The sequence below is a fragment of the Halomonas qaidamensis genome (genome assembly GCF_025917315.1).
Classification (GTDB): Bacteria; Pseudomonadota; Gammaproteobacteria; order Pseudomonadales; family Halomonadaceae; genus Vreelandella; species Vreelandella qaidamensis.
On sequence record NZ_CP080627.1, the window covers coordinates 1,039,488 to 1,056,047 of the forward strand.

14 protein-coding genes are annotated in these 16,560 nt (G+C 55.2%); 9 read left to right on the top strand and 5 right to left on the bottom strand.

Annotation, left to right across the window (positions count from 1 at the left end; genetic code table 11):
- Window positions 1–34: 34 nt before the first annotated feature.
- Together K1Y77_RS04855 and K1Y77_RS04860 are read right to left on the bottom strand one after the other, a co-directional pair.
- Window positions 35–1,075 carry a lysylphosphatidylglycerol synthase transmembrane domain-containing protein gene (locus K1Y77_RS04855; protein ID WP_264430614.1) on the bottom strand — a complete coding sequence of 347 codons (1,041 nt, stop codon included), beginning with the start codon at window positions 1,073–1,075 and terminating at the stop codon, window positions 35–37.
- Complete coding sequence (locus K1Y77_RS04860; RefSeq protein WP_264430615.1) at window positions 1,053–2,171, bottom strand: glycosyltransferase family 4 protein; 1,119 nt, start codon at window positions 2,169–2,171, stop codon at window positions 1,053–1,055. The genes K1Y77_RS04855 and K1Y77_RS04860 overlap by 23 nt, the downstream gene beginning before the upstream one ends.
- Window positions 2,172–2,462: 291 nt before the next feature.
- Here K1Y77_RS04860 and K1Y77_RS04865 point away from each other — a divergent pair, with 291 nt between their 5' ends.
- Window positions 2,463–2,879 (top strand): CopG family transcriptional regulator, encoded by a 417-nt coding sequence (locus K1Y77_RS04865; RefSeq protein ID WP_030070136.1) that lies wholly within the window; start codon window positions 2,463–2,465, stop codon window positions 2,877–2,879.
- Between the two features lie 38 nt (window positions 2,880–2,917).
- The gene (locus K1Y77_RS04870; protein WP_264430617.1) at window positions 2,918–4,054 is read left to right on the top strand and encodes an extracellular catalytic domain type 1 short-chain-length polyhydroxyalkanoate depolymerase; all 1,137 of its coding nucleotides are present in this window, start codon (window positions 2,918–2,920) and stop codon (window positions 4,052–4,054) included.
- A 141-nt stretch (window positions 4,055–4,195) separates the two neighbouring features.
- On the opposite strand, the gene K1Y77_RS04875 is transcribed toward K1Y77_RS04870, so the two are convergent.
- Complete coding sequence (locus K1Y77_RS04875) at window positions 4,196–6,136, bottom strand: exoribonuclease II (protein ID WP_030070138.1); 1,941 nt, start codon at window positions 6,134–6,136, stop codon at window positions 4,196–4,198.
- 196 nt (window positions 6,137–6,332) lie between these two features.
- On the opposite strand from K1Y77_RS04875, the gene K1Y77_RS04880 reads away from it, so the two are divergent.
- The 7 genes from K1Y77_RS04880 (at window position 6,333) to K1Y77_RS04910 (ending at window position 14,067) form a co-directional block, all read left to right on the top strand.
- Window positions 6,333–7,130, top strand: coding sequence for a Cof-type HAD-IIB family hydrolase (locus K1Y77_RS04880; protein WP_030070139.1), 798 nt, complete (start codon window positions 6,333–6,335; stop codon window positions 7,128–7,130).
- Between the two features lie 120 nt (window positions 7,131–7,250).
- Window positions 7,251–7,976: a response regulator gene (locus K1Y77_RS04885; protein WP_264430618.1), complete on the top strand. Its 726-nt coding sequence runs from the start codon at window positions 7,251–7,253 to the stop codon at window positions 7,974–7,976.
- Complete coding sequence (locus tag K1Y77_RS04890) at window positions 7,973–9,445, top strand: ATP-binding protein (RefSeq protein WP_264430619.1); 1,473 nt, start codon at window positions 7,973–7,975, stop codon at window positions 9,443–9,445. The genes K1Y77_RS04885 and K1Y77_RS04890 overlap by 4 nt, the downstream gene beginning before the upstream one ends.
- Window positions 9,446–9,599: 154 nt before the next feature.
- The gene (locus tag K1Y77_RS04895) at window positions 9,600–10,895 is read left to right on the top strand and encodes an ABC transporter substrate-binding protein (protein ID WP_030070142.1); all 1,296 of its coding nucleotides are present in this window, start codon (window positions 9,600–9,602) and stop codon (window positions 10,893–10,895) included.
- An 80-nt stretch (window positions 10,896–10,975) separates the two neighbouring features.
- On the top strand, window positions 10,976–11,890 hold the full coding sequence (locus K1Y77_RS04900; protein ID WP_264430621.1) for a carbohydrate ABC transporter permease: 915 nt from the start codon (window positions 10,976–10,978) through the stop codon (window positions 11,888–11,890).
- Entirely contained in the window at window positions 11,883–12,761 is an 879-nt protein-coding gene (locus K1Y77_RS04905) for a carbohydrate ABC transporter permease (protein ID WP_030070144.1), read from the top strand. Before K1Y77_RS04900 ends, K1Y77_RS04905 begins: the two co-directional genes overlap by 8 nt.
- 184 nt (window positions 12,762–12,945) lie before the next feature.
- On the top strand, window positions 12,946–14,067 hold the full coding sequence (locus K1Y77_RS04910; protein WP_264018602.1) for an ABC transporter ATP-binding protein: 1,122 nt from the start codon (window positions 12,946–12,948) through the stop codon (window positions 14,065–14,067).
- Between the two features lie 68 nt (window positions 14,068–14,135).
- Here K1Y77_RS04910 and K1Y77_RS04915 read toward each other — a convergent pair whose 3' ends face one another.
- Window positions 14,136–15,173 (bottom strand): YcjF family protein, encoded by a 1,038-nt coding sequence (locus K1Y77_RS04915; protein WP_264430623.1) that lies wholly within the window; start codon window positions 15,171–15,173, stop codon window positions 14,136–14,138.
- Window positions 15,170–16,558 carry a YcjX family GTP-binding protein gene (locus K1Y77_RS04920; protein WP_030070147.1) on the bottom strand — a complete coding sequence of 463 codons (1,389 nt, stop codon included), beginning with the start codon at window positions 16,556–16,558 and terminating at the stop codon, window positions 15,170–15,172. Before K1Y77_RS04920 ends, K1Y77_RS04915 begins: the two co-directional genes overlap by 4 nt.
- Window positions 16,559–16,560 lie beyond the last annotated feature (2 nt).

The window sequence follows — 16,560 nt, forward strand, 5'->3', positions numbered from 1 at the left end:
GCCTTTCAAGGCGCCCTTATTCATTGGTGCATGGTTAACTTTTTGATGTTTTAGTGTCGGTTTTTTGGCGCAGCATTCGGTAACTGTAAAGAATAAAGAGAGGCGCCCCTACTGCCAAATAAAGGTGATAGCTCACCAGTCGCCACACTAAGACGGCTGCTGCGGCCTGCTCACGCTCCATTAAGGGTAGCAACAAACTGCCAACCCCCACTTCAGCAGCTCCTGCGCCGCCGGGAAGAAAGCTAAGCTGGCTAGCCGCCATGGCCAGCATTTGGGTTAAAAATGTCCACATCCAATCGGCATGGCCATCCACGCCTAGCACCGCTATATAGAGCAAGCTATAGCGCATTAACCAATGCGCTGTGGTCAGCAGCATCATCGCGAGTAGTGTTGTGCGTGGAAGTGCGAGGGTGGCTTTGAGTGCATGTCGGCATCGTAATAAACGGCGTGTTAGCCAGCGCCGTCGATAACGGCTTGGCCAGACTGTTATAACGCCGCCTGCACGCAGCAGGCTTGGCAAATAGTACATAACAACACTGACCAGCGTAGCCATGAATGCTAAACCGACGAGCGCCCACTGTACTAGGGACTGATGCGGCCACTGGGTGTCGCTAACCAGTGAAAAAAGCACCAAGCCGCTCAGCATGGCGAGAAAGAACAGCAAGTCGCAGCCCTGGTCAATCAAGAACACTGCCGCCCCTTTGGCGGGAGGTAAGCCGCGCCGTGCGAGTAGTAACAGCAGAGTAGCTGCGCCGCCACTCCCTCCTGGTGTAGCGCATAGTGCAAACTTAGACGCTAGCTCGATCCCCAGTGCGCCACGTTGGCCGAGTTGACCCGCTCGGCCGTCTAGCATTAGTCGCAGTCTTGCTGCATTCAGGTTCCAACACAGAAACGCCAGTAGCAGCATTAACAGCACTAACTCGAAGGGAAACTTTTTAATACGCTGCAGCGCCTCAACGCCGCCTAGCCAAGTGGTAAGCACTAGTGGGATTAAGAGCGCCCCAGCCAGCATAAAACCATGCAGCGGGCGAAAACGTAGCAGCCGTTGAGGCTTAGTGGTGGTGGGCGAGGGCATTGGGCCGTTCAATATTGCAAAGGTCGATGTAGTGCTCAAGTAGTGACTGGATAACGTTATCCCAACTGAACAGACGTTCGACATAATGACGGGCATAACGGCCGCTGGCGACAATGTCGTTGCTGAACAGGACTGTGCAAGCTTCAGCCATGGCGCTTGGGTCGAGGGGTTGGCACAGTATGCCTGCGCCTAGCGGCACATTTTCAGCCAGCGCACCGGCTCTTGCTCCTACAACAGGGATACCGCATGCCATCGCTTCTTGAGCGATTAGACCAAATGTTTCGCGGGTGCCTGCATGCAGCAGGGCATCGCTACTGGCCAGTGCTTTCGCCACCTCGTGCGCGCCACAGCAGCGATCCACGACAGTGACATTGTTGGGTACCTGATGGGGCATGCCAGGCCCCATCAGCAATAAATGATAATGGCTGCCGAGTTGGCGCATCGTTGCAAGTAGCACATCAATATTTTTCTCGCGGGAATTACGTCCCACAAAGATCAGCAGTTTTTTATCACTGGGTATACCCATGCCTTGACGGAAAGAGGGGTCACGCTGCTGGGGGTGGAAATGGTTTAAATCGACCCCTAATGGCTGTACGCGAACGTTATCGACTCCCCACTCTCTTAAGCGATTCGCCATAGCGTTACAGGGGGCTAACACGCTATCAAATTGGCAGTAGAGGTCTTTGACATAGCGCGTTAAGCGTTTCTCAACGTAGCGGCCAAAGCGATCCCCCATTAAGCGCGGAAGATCTGAGTGATAAAACCCTACCACCGGCACCCCAAGCTTTTGTCCCGCCGCGAGAGCCGCCCACGCCGTTACATAGGGGTCACCCGCCTCGATAAGGTCTGGCTTAAGATCAATCAACGCATCACGCCAGTGTGACCCTCTCAGTGGGAACCGATACCCCTGACCCAAGGGGAGGTGCAATGCGGGTAAGGTGTGGTGATCGCCAAGACTATCTCGCTCCGATCCTGGCACCAGCAAGCTGGTACGCAGGTGGGGAGTCCCAGATAAAACACGGTGCTTGGCTTGTAAATAGGTGCGTACACCGCCGCTAGCGGGGGCATAAAACATCGTCACATCTGCGATGTGCAAGCGAACCTCCAAATCCAAAAAGCGTCACTGCTTCACCATAAGGGAGAAATAAGTCAATTCAGCGACAGCTTAGCTAGGTCGTTGATTACCCGCTCATCTGTGTTAACTCCCCATCAAACTGCATGCTGTTGAAACGCTTTCGCTCGTCTCATTGCTTGACACATGTCGTGGGAAGATTAATATAACATCCATATGGATGGTATATGGAGTTATATTGGATGTATTTGCAGGTATTTTAAAATGGTTTTGAGCTACTCTTGCCTGGAGAGTGGGCGCAACGAGGAATGACACATGAGCGTGCATGAACTACGCCGTAAGTCCGGCGATTCCAGCGAAAAAATCACCATTAACCTTGGGGTGGTCGACCTGGGGCAAATCGACTTGTTGGTTCAAGAGGGGTTTTATTCAAACCGTACTGACCTAATACGCACGGCCATTCGTAACCAATTGGCGACACATGCTGAAGTGGTTAAGCAAACCATAACCCGCAAGGCGTTCGTGCTAGGGCTTGAACACTACACTCGAGGGGACTTGGAGGCGCTGCAGTCGGCAGGTGAAAAGCTGCAGATTCAAGTGCTGGGGATGGCCAGCATTGCTGACGATGTAACGCCAGAGCTTGCCCGTGCCACAATTGAATCGGTGGTGGTGCTAGGTGCCCTACATGCTAGCAAAGCGGTGAAGGCCGCGTTGGCAGACCGAACTCACTGAATGACTTTTAACCGCTAAGCGGAAGTAGGATGTTAACCATGATTGGCGCCACCATGAATAAGCGAATGGAAGAAGCGACGCGGCTGACGCGCGCAGGCAAGTTGCATGAAGCCATGGCACTTCTCCAGGGCGCAATACCTGAGTCGAATGGGGAAGAAGCGCCAGTCAAGCCCTACCAGGGTGGCAATATCTTTGAGGGAACCTGTGAGGTTGTCGACGAAGACGGTACTGTATCGAAATCAAGGCCAGCATCGAGAGCCTCATCGTCTGCATGTGGTCACGGCCGGAAAGCCAGCGCGGGCGCGTTTACGGCTGGGCGTTTTTCTAATCATGTTGGCTCGCGTGATTACAAGCTGTATATCCCCAGTGGCTATAAGGGGCAGGCATTACCGCTAGTGGTTATGCTGCACGGCTGCACACAGAATCCCGATGACTTTGCGGCTGGAACCAGCATGAATCAGCTGGCTGATACGCAGCAATTCTGCGTGCTCTATCCTGCTCAGCCGATCAGTGCTAATCATTCGAAATGCTGGAACTGGTTCAAAGCGGAAGACCAGCAGCGCGAAGGAGGAGAGCCTTCGATTCTAGCGGGTATGGCTCGCCACGTTATTGATACGCATGGGCTCGATGCGAGCCGAGTTTACGTGGCAGGGCTCTCGGCGGGGGCGGCCATGGCGACGACGCTGGCGATGACCTATCCGGATCTGTTTGCAGCGGTAGGTGTTCACTCTGGGCTGCCCCACGGTGTCGCAAAAAGCCTTCCCGACGCGCTGAGTGTTATGCAAGGAGGCACAGGGCCACTTGGTAATAGGGGTAAAAAGCCAGAGGCCGAATGGGCATCAGATGTGCCCGCTATTATCTTTCATGGCGACCGCGACACCACCGTGCACCCCAATAATGCGGATCGCGTTGCCGCCCAATACGGTGCATTGCGTCCAGCAGAGGGTGCCTATAAGCCAATGGTAGAGAAGGGAAAAGCCGCCACTGGTCATGCCTACACGCGTACCACGCATTATGATTCAGCGGGCAAGCCACGCCTGGAGCAGTGGAAGATCCATGGAGCAGGCCACGCCTGGTCCGGGGGGAGCGTGAAGGGTAGCTATACAGATCCTAAAGGCCCTAATGCCACGCAGGAAATGCTGCGCTTTTTCGTGCAGCATCAGCAGCCTAGCTAAAGGTAATGGGTTTTTATTGCCTGGAAAAAACAACAACGGCACCTTTAGGGCGCCGTTGTTGTTTACCTAACCAGTTATCTAGCCGGTTTTCTAACAAGTTTCTATAGTTAGTTTATATAGAAGGTTTATATATAGAAGGTTTTACGCCGTCGGCTTTGCTACCAGCGAACGGGTTTCTTCGCGGGCTTCTGTTAGCGCAACGCGCACGTTGTCACCTAACTTGTAGCGCTCTTCGCCTTCAATCTGAATGCGGCCCTCTTTATCATCAATGACCACTTTGGTTCGATCACTGTGCATCAGCGGAGCGGGTACGAAGGCGGTAGCACCGTTTTCCAGCAGGCGTACTCGCATGCCGCCACGATTGATCGCCATGATCTCCGCATCGAAGGCGTCCTGGTTCTGAGCGGCCGGCGTTAAGTAGCGTACGTAGAGCCAATCTTTTACGTCGCGCTCTGCCATACGGTTCAGGCGGCGACGCTCAGTGAGCTGCTCAGTGAGCTGCTGGCTGGCTTCCGCAGGTGCTTGTTCACCTTTAAGCACGCGCTTAATCAAGCGGTGGTTGACCATGTCGCCGTACTTACGAATAGGCGAGGTCCAGGTGGCGTAAGCCGGTAACCCTAGGCCGAAGTGCGGGCCAGGTTGAGCCGACATGCTGGTGAAGCCTTGGAAGCGACGCAGACGTGCGTCCAGCCAGGCATCATCACGGCTTTCAAGGGCACGCTTTAGCTCTTTGTAGTGAGCCAGCTCAGTCAGTGCTTCCTGGGCGACCTCGATTTCCTGAGTTGCCAAGAATTCTTGGGCAGATTCGGCTTTTTCAGGCTCAAAGGCGCGGTGTACATTAAAGATACCGTGGCCGATATGCTTGGCGAGGAAATCCGCACAGCACGCGTTGGCGGCAATCATCGACTCTTCAATCATACGGTTGGCGATGCGGCGATCTTCGGTACGAATGCCCAGTACGTTGCCTGCCTCGTCCAGATCGAAAACATAGTCCGGACGATCTTTAAATACCAGGGCATGCTCGTTGCGCCAAGCGGTCCGTGCCTCAGTCAAATCACGCAGTGCTTTCAGCTGCTCAGCGATATTGTCGGCGGGAGCCCAGTCACCTTGACCTTCAATCCAATCGGAAACGCGGTCATAAACTAGTTTGGCGTGAGATTTTACGTTAGCCGCAAAAAAGCGGTAATCACCCAGGCTGCCGTCGGCATTAATATCTAACGAGCAAGCAAGGGCAGGGCGTTCTTGGCCTTCCCATAGCGAGCAAAGGTCGTCCGCCAGCTGTTCCGGTAGCATCGTTACGTTCTGGCCGGGTAGATAGACCGTGAAAGCACGGGTACGCGCTTCAAGGTCGGCCGCATGGCCTTCTTCAACGTAGGCCGTTGGGTCAGCGATGGCAACGCTCAGTCGCCAACCGCCGCTTTCCAGCGCTTCTACGTGTAGCGCGTCGTCCATGTCGCGAGTTTTTTCACCATCGATGGTGAAGAAGGGCTGCGCGGTGAGGTCTTCACGGGTTAAACCCTCATCATGCAGTGGCCATTCGGTGCCGGCGTCTGGGCACTCCTGTTCCAGCGCATGGCGGGCGAGAGTGACGCGCCACGGAACGGTGGGATCATCGGACTTAGCCACCAGTTCGTCAATTTGTGTGAAAAAGCCGCGATCATTCTCTTTCAGCGGGTGGCGTACTAGCCGCGCGACAACCCAGTCGCCATCAGCAATGGTCGTTTCATCCAGGCTGTTCTTGATGCGCGCCTTCAGCACGTTGCGAATCGACGGATGGTCGGGCACAACGGCTAAACGGTCTTCGCGCTTCTGAACACGGGCAACAAAGCGGTCAAGCCCAGCTTCAATAAGCTTTTCAGGCTCAACGGACTTTTTATCGCCGTTTTCATGAATCACTGCCTCGACGCGGTCGCCGTGCAGTACCTGCTTCATGGCGGGGGGCGGCACGAAATAGGATTCACCGCTATCGGTTTCAAGAAAACCGAATCCTTTTTCGGTGGCTTTAATCACCCCTTCAGCGCGTGGGGTGGTGTCACGGATCTGTTGCTTAAGCTGGGCAAGCAATGAGTTGTTTTGCAGCATGTGTTCAATCAGTTGGCGAGAGTAGCCTGCCACTATACGGATTCCTAAAGGCTGCGCCAATTATCCCCTGAAGGAAGTCGGGCCACCATTGGCAGGTCAATGACTTACCCGTGCCTAGCTAAATCGGTTAAGCTCGAAAATAAACATAAAACCCCACTTCTTCCTAGCCTCTCTACTTTTTAAAAAGGAGTGCACCATGACATCACGCCTTATCGTTTCCGACCTTGACGGTACGCTGTTAGGCAGCGACCACCGGCTGCATGAAAGCACGATTGAGGTGTTGAGGGCGCTTGTAATGCAAGGCCATCATGTCGCGCTGGCTTCTGGCCGCCACTATCACGATATGCGGGTGTTTCGCGATCAGTTGGATATCCCGATCCATTTGATCAGTACCAACGGGGCGTATACTCATGACCCTGCTGGCACGCTGTTGAGCGCGACGCATCTTGAACCAGCCCATGCCGAAACACTTATTCAGCTGCCGCGCCCGCCTCAGGTGCGGCTCAGCCTTTACCGCGAAAACGGTTGGCATGTCGATGCCGAGGCACCACATCTACTGTCATTACATGCGTCGACCGGCTTTACTTATGAGGTCGTGCCGCCGGAAGAGATGGATGCCAAGGGGGTTGGTAAAGTGCTCTATCTGGGTGACCCAGATTCATTAGCGCAACTGGAAGTTCAGGCCCATCAAGCACATGGGCAGGGGTTGCATATTACTTACTCCACTGCGGACGCTCTGGAAATTATGGCCGGTGGCGTCAATAAAGGCGTGGCCTTAACGGCGCTGCTGGAAACGTTAAAGCTGACACCGGCAGAGTGTTTGGCTTTTGGCGATAACCTAAACGACATTGAAATGCTTAACTTGGCAGGGGAGGCTCAGGTAATGGCCAATGCCCACCCGGCACTATTTGATCGTATAAAGGGGGCTGAACGTATCGGCCACCATGGCGAAGCAGCCGTTGCCGAGTGGCTGAAACAGCGCTTTGGGCTGTAACAAACGCTTCGCGCTGCCACCTTGGTCGATGGCCGCTTGCGATAGGGTGGTCACTCCACCATCATCTAGCCCCGACAACGATAATAACGAGTGATAATAACCCAGGGGCGCTTTGCTACCATGACTACCACGCCTGCTACCTTGATGGTCGTTGATGACGACTTGGAAATTCGCGAACTACTGGCAGACTATTTAGGGCGTCACGGTTATCACGTGTTGACCGCCGACGGGGCGGATTCGCTTTATCAGCAGCTGGCCAAGCAAACGCCAAGCTTGTTGATTGTTGACGTTATGATGCCGGGAGATGATGGTTTTACCATCTGCCGAGAGCTGCGCAAAACCAGCGACATACCGATTATTATGCTCACCGCCAGTGCTGATGATACTGACCGTGTGTTGGGGCTCGAATTAGGCGCTGACGACTATATCGCTAAGCCCTTTAACCCTCGCGAGCTGCTGGCGCGGATTAAAGCGGTGCTGCGCCGTGCTAGGCCTGTCGCAACGGTCGCGACAGCCCAAGAGGCCCGCTGGGTGCGCTTTGGTGACTGGCAGCTTGACCGCATGACCCGCGAACTCATCGACCGAGAAGGCATTCGTACCGCACTTTCCGGCGCAGATTTTCAGCTATTACAGGTGTTTCTGGAGCGGCCAGCCACGGTCATTACCCGCGATGATCTCTACACATTGACCCGCGGTCGTGAAGCACCGCCGCTGGATCGCTCGATTGACGTACACGTATGCCGTTTGCGCCAACGCCTGGGGGAAGATGCGCAGCACTCTCAGCTGATTCGGACCGTGCGAGGGGCTGGCTATGTGCTGACTGCCATGGTTGAACCCGCTTCGTGAAAGGCGTAAAGCGCAAACTCGCACGCTGGTTACCCAGCAGTCTACGCGGGCGCTTTGTCATCATCATGATTGCAGGTGTTCTGGCCGCTCAAGCGGCCAGCTATGCGCTATGGACTTCCCAGGTGCGGGCCAGCCAGCTGGAACAGTTAGATGAGCTTTCTAGCAATATGGCCTTCAGTATTGCCTCGACCATGCGGTTTTTCCGTTCGCTGCCGGTAGATTACCGGCACATTGTACTGGATCAGCTGCGTAGCATGGGCGGCACGCGCTTCTTCGTTAGCGTGAATGAGCGGCGTATTCCCGTCGAAGATATTGGCAGCGGCCCGGAAAAAGAGGTCGTGGTCGACAATGTACGCGCTATCTTGACCCAACAACTCTCCATCGACGATGTAGTGGTGGAGTTTTCCCGCCCGGAAACCTTGCGTGTCTTCAATAACGAAGTGCTGCTTTATGATTTACCACCCCGTTGGGGGCAGCACAGTTTGTTAATGGAGCCACTGTCTCCACCGATCTTAGTGGTGCAACTGGAGCTGGCCCCTGACACCTGGCTTTACGTGGCCACACTGCTGGGCGTACCGGATATTTTTAGCGGCTATCGCTGGCTGTCTGAAGAGCGTTTATTAGTTGGCGTGTTGGTGCTGCTCAGCGTGTTAGCGCTTTCCCTACTGGGCATTACCAGTGTGACCCGACCGTTGGCAAGGCTCTCAAAAGCGGCACGCCAGTTGGGCGATGACTTGGATAGTCCGCCACTCAAAGAGAGTGGCCCTAAAGAAGTGGCCGCCACTGCGGCGGCCTTTAACCGGATGCAGCAGCGTATTCGCGAACAGATTGATGAGCGCGAGCGGCTGTTTTCGGCGATTTCCCATGATCTTAAAACCCCCATTACACGGTTGCGGCTGCGGGCTGAAATGCTCGATGACCCCGTCCAGCGTGTACGTTTTTGTGCCTCGCTTGATGAATTAAGCGAGCTGGTCAAAGGCGCACTGGCCTCGGTAAAAGGACTGGACCTGCATGAAGAGCCACAACCCACAGATCTTAACGCGCTGCTGTTGGAGATTGCCGAAGAGCTGCGTATACATGGTGGAGAGGTATCTCTCTGTGGCAGCGTAGTACCACTGACCGTTAAGCCGCTGGCGCTAAAACGCTGCTTGGCAAACCTGCTTGAGAACGCGGTGTTTTATGGCCAGAAAGCAACCGTCACGCTGGAAGAGCAGGCGGGGATTGTGACGTTGCGCATTCATGATAATGGGCCAGGTATTGCTGATACGCAGCTTTCCCGAGTGTTTTCGCCTTTTGTGCGCCTGGAAGCCTCGCGAAGCCGCTACACCGGTGGCAGCGGCCTAGGGCTTGGCATTGCCAGGCATATTGCCCGCGCCCATGGGGGCGATATTGTCTTATCTAACCATTCAAAAGGGGGGCTGGTGGCCACGTTAACGCTACCACGCCAAACAAGTATTACAGGTTTGTAATAAACCACTAACACTAGTAACAAACTGCCAAGACTATGCAGGACTCGGTAACTCCCGTTGTGTGCCTGGGTGGCGTACTCTGCTGTGAGTCGTTTGATCGGCCATCAGTCGATACCACAGCGTATCAACACAATAAAAACAGCAGGAGCGAGCCATGCCCACTATTAATATGTCCGTTGTTGACCTGTCCACGTTTAAGAAGTCTGCGTTGGCGTTAGCCCTGGCGGCTGGCACCAGCATGGTGGCCAGCACTACCCATGCTAACGAAGTGGAAGTGCTGCACTGGTGGACCTCCGGCGGTGAAGCCCGGGCAGCTAATGTTCTTAAAGACTTAATGGAAGCCGAAGGCTATGGCTGGCAGGATTTTGCCGTGGCCGGTGGTGGGGGTGAAACCGCCATGACGGTACTTAAATCCCGAGCCATGTCCGGCAACCCGCCTTCCGCCGCGCAAATTAAAGGCCCTGAAATTCAGGAGTGGGGCGAGCTTGGTTTGCTGGGGGATTTAGACGACGTCGCCACCGCTGAAGGTTGGAACGACCTACTGCCCGAGAGTGTTGCCGATATTATGCGCTACGACAGCCACTATGTTGCCGTACCCGCGAACGTTCACCGCGTTAACTGGCTGTGGGCAAATCCTGAAGTGTTAGAAGCGGCAGGTGTTGAAATGCCTACTACGCTTGAGGAGCTATTTACCGCAGGTGAAGCCATTCGCGAGGCTGGTTTTGTACCGCTAGCCCATGGTGGCCAAGCGTGGCAAGACGCCACGGTGTTTGAAAGTGTCGTGCTGGGTAGTCAAGGCGCCGAATTTTATCAGCAAGCGCTGGTGGAGCTAGACCCTGAAGCTCTTGGTGGAGAGCAGATGATCGCCGCGCTAGAAGATTTTAAGCGCCTGCGCGAGCTGATGGATGAGGGCATGTCCGGCCGCGATTGGAACATTGCCACCGCCATGGTGATTGAAGGTGTTGCAGGTTTTCAGCTAATGGGCGACTGGGCAAAAGGGGAGTTCACTGCCGCAGGTCTTACGGCCGGTGAAGACTATCTGTGCGCTGCAGCTCCCGGCACTGAAGATGCGTTCACATTTAATATCGATAGCTTGGCTATGTTTCGTGTAACTGACGACGCCGAGCGCGATGCCCAGCAAACCCTGGCACGCTTAGTGTTAGAGCCGACCTTCCAAGAAGCCTTTAACCTTGCCAAAGGCTCCATTCCTGCCCGCCCCGATCTAGATATGAGTGAGTTCGATAGCTGTGCCCAACAGTCGCTTGCTGATTTCCAACGCACTGCTGATGAGGGTGGCCTGGTGCCCAGCATGGCTCACGGGATGGCGGTACGCGCGGATGTTCAGGGAGCGATCTTTGATGTCGTAACTAACTACTTCAACGATACCACTATGCCTGCCGATGAAGCCGCCCAACGGTTGGTGAGTGCGGCTGAAACCGCCTCTTTTTAAGCCCCACGTACTTTTAATAAGTGACGTAACAGCGCCGCCGCAACGGCGGCGCTAGCGGCTGACTGGCGAGGAATTATCTCATGAGCGAATCCACAACGCGTATACACGCGAGGCCAACGGCGTCTGGCTGGCTGCAAGCCTGGCTACCCCGTTTGGTGCTTGCACCCTCTGTTGCGGTGTCTCTGTTTTTTGTTTACGGCTTTATGCTGTGGACTTTTGTGTTGTCGCTAACTAGCTCGCGCATGCTACCAAGCTACGACTTTGTTGGTTTTGGCCAGTATGCGCGGCTGATGGCCAATGAACGTTGGTGGGTAGCTTCTACCAACCTGATGCTGTTTGGCGTGCTGTTTATTGTGATCTGTTTGGTGATTGGCGCGCTACTGGCAATTTTGCTGGATCAAAAAATTCGCCAAGAGGGCGCGCTGCGTACCATTTATCTCTACCCCATGGCGCTGTCGTTTATCGTCACCGGGGTGGTGTGGAAGTGGCTGCTGAATCCCCAGCTGGGTATCCAGGCGATGGTGCAAAGCTGGGGGTTTGAGTCATTTCGTTTTGATTGGATTGTTAACCCGGACATGGCCATCTACACCCTGGTAATTGCCGCGGTTTGGCAGGCATCAGGGTTTGTGATGGCGCTCTTTTTGGCAGGGCTGCGCGGCATTGATGACAGTATCGTCAAAGCCGCTCAGTTAGATGGTGCCAGCTTGCCGCGCATCTACTGGCGAGTAGTGATGCCTTGCCTGCGCCCAGTGGTGTTCAGCGCGGTGATGATTCTGGCCCATATTGCGATTAAGAGCTTTGATTTAGTGGTAGCGCTCACCGGTGGCGGGCCTGGCTACGCCACTGACCTACCGGCCACCTTTATGTACACCCATGCCTTTAATCGTGCCCAGATTGGGCTTGGCTCTGCCAGCGCCATGTTAATGCTCGGCGGTGTGCTGGCCATCCTGATTCCTTATCTTTATTCCGAATTAAGGAGCCGCAAACATGGCTAACGTGATTCGTCGGCAAACGCCTGCCGCACGGCTGTTGCGTGCTGTGCTTTATGGCGTACTTATCGTGGCGGGGCTGTTTTATATCCTGCCGCTGGTGGTCATGCTGATGACCTCTATCAAACCATTGAGTGAAATCAGCGCGGGGACGCTCCTGTCGCTGCCACAAAACCCAACCCTTGAACCCTGGGCAAAGGCTTGGGGAGAAGCGTGTACCGGTATGCGCTGTGAAGGTGTCGGCGGTTATTTTTGGAACTCCTTTGCGATTGTGATTCCTGCGGTGTTGATCTCCACCACGGTCGGGGCGCTAAACGGCTATGCGTTGACTAAATGGCGTTTTAAAGGCTCTGAGTTGGTCTTCGCCTTGATGCTATTTGGCTGCTTTATTCCGTTTCAGGTGGTGCTGCTACCCATGGCACAAACCCTGGGCTGGTTGGGGCTATCAAGCTCCCGTGCAGGGCTGATTTTGGTGCATGTGGTCTTTGGCATCGCCTTTACTACGCTGTTTTTTCGCAACTTCTATGTTGGTATTCCTAACGAACTGGTCTCGGCGGCGAAGCTGGATGGCGCGGGGTTCTTCCGCATTTTCTGGCGCATTTTATTGCCGGTTTCCGCGCCGATTATTGTGGTGTCGGTGATTTGGCAGTTCACCCAGATTTGGAACGACTTTCTGTTCGGCGTGGCGTTTTCTGCCCATAACACCCAGCCGGTGACGGTAGCGCTTAACAATCTGGTGAATACGTCCACCGGTGTGCGTGAGTACAACGTCGATATGGCCGCCGCAATGATTGCAGCACTGCCAACGCTGGTGGTGTATGTGCTGGCCGGAAAGTATTTCGTGCGCGGGCTGACGGCAGGCTCCGTGAAAGGCTAATAACAACTAAGTGAATGGCAGCAACCATTTCTAGACGGTCAGAAGCAGCCCTCGGCGGGGGCGCTGTGAACCCATCCATGGGCGCTACTTTCGCCATCCATGGCGAAAGACCCCCGCTACGGGCGGCTTTTGACCGATCCAACTAAGTGGAGTTTGTCAGTCGCTTTACAATGGGATTTTCATTATGGCAGCGTTAGAAATTCACAACGTGCGCAAAGAGTTCGGCAGCGAGCGGGTGCTGAAAGATGTCAGTATTTCGATTGATTCCGGTGAATTCCTTATTTTGGTGGGGCCATCTGGCTGTGGTAAGTCCACGCTGATGAATGCCATCGCTGGGCTGGAGCCCGTGACGAGCGGTAATATCTATATCGACGGCGAAGACGTCACTTGGCGCACGCCCGCTGAACGGGATATTGCTATGGTGTTTCAGTCCTACGCGCTGTACCCGAGTATGACCGTGCGGCAAAACATCAGCTTTGGCCTGGAAATGCGCAAGGTGCCCAAAGCCGAGCGTATCACTGCCGTAGAGCGCGTGGCCGATCTACTGCAAATCTCCCACCTGTTGGAACGCAAGCCTGCCCAGCTTTCCGGTGGTCAGCGTCAGCGTGTGGCCATGGGGCGGGCGCTGGCCCGTGAACCCAAGGTGTATCTGTTTGATGAGCCGCTATCCAACCTGGATGCCAAGCTGCGGGTGGATATGCGCACCGAGATTAAAAAGCTCCACCAGCGCTTAGGCACCACGATTGTTTACGTCACTCACGACCAAGTTGAAGCAATGACCCTGGCCGACTGCATTGCGGTAATGCGCGATGGTCATATCTTACAGCTTGGCAGTCCCGATGAGGTGTATAACAACCCGGTCGATATGTTCGTCGCAGGCTTTATGGGTTCACCGTCGATGAACTTTATTCGCGCGAGGCTTGAAGGGGCGGGAGATGGCTATGCATTGCGGATTGCCACGCCTGACGAAGACGATGTCCTGCTACCATGGCCCTCTGAACGCAACGCAGCGGGACTCGTGGAACAGCTGAATAAGCCGATTATCCTCGGGCTGCGACCAGAACACTTCAGCGAAGAAGATGTGCGGCTAAGTGAGCAGGCGGAAGGGACGTTAATGGAGGCCAAGGTAAGCGTCGTTGAGCCGACCGGTGCCGATATTTTGCTACGCCTGCCGCTGGGTGAGCAGGAAATCACTGCCAGGGTAGGGCCTAAGTGCGCCATTGCACCCGGCGAACGCTTGTCGCTGCGCGTCGATATGGCTCGTGCTGTGCTATTTGATGCCGAGACTGAACAGCGTTTGGCGTAACTGAAACGCCCTCCCACAAAGGCATTCAGCATTACTTGATGGGAGGGTGCTTAGCTTACGAAATGTGCTTACTTTTGAGGGCGCGTGGTGGGAGCGGCATCTTTATCGAGCCGTTTGATTTGCCGCCACAGATCTTGGCGGAGATCGGCCAGCTTGGGTTGTTCTTCATCGGTAAAGGCCACCGGGCGGCATAGGCGCTGGGCGCGTAGCCCTAAACGGGCGCTCAGTAGGCCTGTGGCCAAGCCTTGGCCCGCGCGGGTGGAAAGCCTACCTGCCAAATCCAGTGAAAGCATATCCATGCTGGCGTCAGTGGCGAGTTCACTGGCCCCGGCAAAGGCCATGTTATGCAGCACATTACGGAAAAGCCTTAGTCGGCTGGCGTAACCAAGCTCAAGCCCGTAAAGACGGCAGAGCCTGTCGACCATGGCAAGGCTGCGCCAGGCCACCAGAGCCATATCCACTAATGTAAGCGGGCTGATAGCCACCATAATGGCGGTTTCGCCGGACATACGGGTAATCAGGCGTTGGGCTTCACGGTCACGAGGTGCCAGTAGGTGGTAGCGCAGCAGTGTTTGTATCTCTTCACCGCTGTGGTGGGGCTGGCAGGCGCGTTGAAATGCCTGCCAATGAGGATCATCGTCGCCCAGTTTTAGCTGGCGCTTCAGCTGCTCTGCCATGGATTGGGCTTGCTTAGTAGAGCGCTGTGGCAGTTCGGCAAGGTCATGGCGTAATTGGTCGTGGCGCTTTAAGCGGCGCAGACGGCCAAGCTCTTTCAACAACGACAGACCACCTAAACCGATCAAGCTAATGCCAAACAGCTGCCAGGCCATGGACATCCACTGTGACTGGGCAACGGCGTCTGGAATGCCGGTGGCCAGTTCTACGCTGCCCAAAGTGGCACCGCCGACCAGGGCAAACATCAGCCCCCAACGGCGCTTTCGGGGCGTGCTCAGGCTCGCTTCCGGAAGTGCTTTGACGTCTGCCTGGGTCGTCAGCGGCTGATGCGATTCAGTCGCGGCAAAACTTTCACGCTGACGCAACTGCTCAGGGCCAGGGACGGATGCTTCTTCTGTCTGGAAATCTCGGCGCGGCTGAGGGTTGCTCATATCAGTTTATCTCCAATCAGCCAGTCGATAGCGGCGTCCATACGGATGTGTGAAAGCGCTTCGCTGTCAACAGACATTGGGCGAAAGCTAGGAAAGTCGAAGCCCTGTTGCTGCCAAAAGTCGGGTTTTGGAAGGCGGTTGGGCACATCACCTGGGTAGACCAGCACATCTTCGCCTTCCAGGGTGGTGCCTTTTAGTGCGGGGGTGCGTTTACCTTCGTGGAGCACTTCACGGGCCTCAGTGGCGCGTATGGCTGCCAGTGACAATGCTTTCACCGGGATGTCGGCAAAACGCAGATCTTTAAGCGGTTCAGCAAGTAACGCCTCCAGCAGTTGCACAACATGGGCGTGCTGATCGGGCGTCACGTGATCAGCTTTGGTGGCGGCAATGGCGAGGCGGTCAATCTTCGGTGCAAACAGGCGCGTCAGCAGGCTGCGCTTGCCGTAATCGAAGCTTTGCATCAGTTGGCGCAACGCACGGGAAAGGTCTTCAAAGCGTTCCGGCCCTGCATTAAGCGCACCAAGCACATCGACCAACACAATCTGACGGTCGAAACGACGGAAATGGTCACGATAAAAGGGCCGCACCACTTGCTGTTGGTAGTAGCGAAAGCGTGCTGCCAAGGTGGCGTAAATACTAGTATCGGGTAGTGCTTCCAAGGTTTCTTTCGATGCATTTAATTCAGGTAGCGGGAAGAATTGCAGTACTGGCGCGCCATCTAGCTCGCCTGGAAGCAAAAAACGTCCTGGCTGAAGATCTGAAAATCCTGCCTGTTTGGCCCGGCGAAGGCCTTGGGCATAGGCATCTGCGAGCGCTGCCAGTTTAGCTTCATCGGCCTCGGCGGCAGGGTCTAGTTGTTCCGCCTCCGCTAACCATTCGTTGAATAACACCTTCCGGTGCGGTCCTTCATGCAATGACTGCGCCTGGCACCAGCTGTAAAAGTCGTGCTGTAACAGAGGTAAATCCAGCAGCCACTCGCCTGGGTAGTCGAATAAGTCGAGGGTTAAGTGGGCAATATCTGGGGTGAACCAGCCTTGTTGGGCAGGGCGGTAACGCAGCTGTAAGCGCAGTTCACTGATGCCACGGGTGGGCTCTGGCCAGCGCGGTGGGGTGTCGCGCAGCGCCGCCATGCCAGGGTCATAGGGGAAGCGTGGCACACCAAGGTCGGGTTGGTTAAGACGTTGTGCACCAAGCAAACGGCCCTCTCGGGCAGCAGGCAGTAAATCTAACTGAGCTTCCACTCCCGCGTGGCGTAGCTGGTTAACTAACGATGTTAGAAACGCAGTTTTTCCTGCTTGAGACAGGCCCGTCACGGCCAGCCTTAATTGCCGGTCACGGCCTCGCTCTAATAAATTGCTCAGTTCGCGACTTAACGGCTGGCGCATCC

What these genes read in the sequence shown, in the direction of transcription:
- K1Y77_RS04865 (WP_030070136.1), top strand. Translation starts at nt 2,463, where the DNA reads ATGAGCGTGCATGAACTACGCCGTAAGTCCGGCGATTCCAGCGAAAAA.
- K1Y77_RS04910 (WP_264018602.1), top strand. Translation starts at nt 12,946, where the DNA reads ATGGCAGCGTTAGAAATTCACAACGTGCGCAAAGAGTTCGGCAGCGAG.
- K1Y77_RS04915 (WP_264430623.1), bottom strand. Translation starts at nt 15,173, where the DNA reads ATGAGCAACCCTCAGCCGCGCCGAGATTTCCAGACAGAAGAAGCATCC.
- K1Y77_RS04895 (WP_030070142.1), top strand. Translation starts at nt 9,600, where the DNA reads ATGCCCACTATTAATATGTCCGTTGTTGACCTGTCCACGTTTAAGAAG.
- K1Y77_RS04900 (WP_264430621.1), top strand. Translation starts at nt 10,976, where the DNA reads ATGAGCGAATCCACAACGCGTATACACGCGAGGCCAACGGCGTCTGGC.
- K1Y77_RS04920 (WP_030070147.1), bottom strand. Translation starts at nt 16,558, where the DNA reads ATGCGCCAGCCGTTAAGTCGCGAACTGAGCAATTTATTAGAGCGAGGC.
- K1Y77_RS04880 (WP_030070139.1), top strand. Translation starts at nt 6,333, where the DNA reads ATGACATCACGCCTTATCGTTTCCGACCTTGACGGTACGCTGTTAGGC.
- K1Y77_RS04875 (WP_030070138.1), bottom strand. Translation starts at nt 6,136, where the DNA reads ATGCTGCAAAACAACTCATTGCTTGCCCAGCTTAAGCAACAGATCCGT.
- K1Y77_RS04905 (WP_030070144.1), top strand. Translation starts at nt 11,883, where the DNA reads ATGGCTAACGTGATTCGTCGGCAAACGCCTGCCGCACGGCTGTTGCGT.
- K1Y77_RS04870 (WP_264430617.1), top strand. Translation starts at nt 2,918, where the DNA reads ATGATTGGCGCCACCATGAATAAGCGAATGGAAGAAGCGACGCGGCTG.
- K1Y77_RS04855 (WP_264430614.1), bottom strand. Translation starts at nt 1,075, where the DNA reads ATGCCCTCGCCCACCACCACTAAGCCTCAACGGCTGCTACGTTTTCGC.
- K1Y77_RS04885 (WP_264430618.1), top strand. Translation starts at nt 7,251, where the DNA reads ATGACTACCACGCCTGCTACCTTGATGGTCGTTGATGACGACTTGGAA.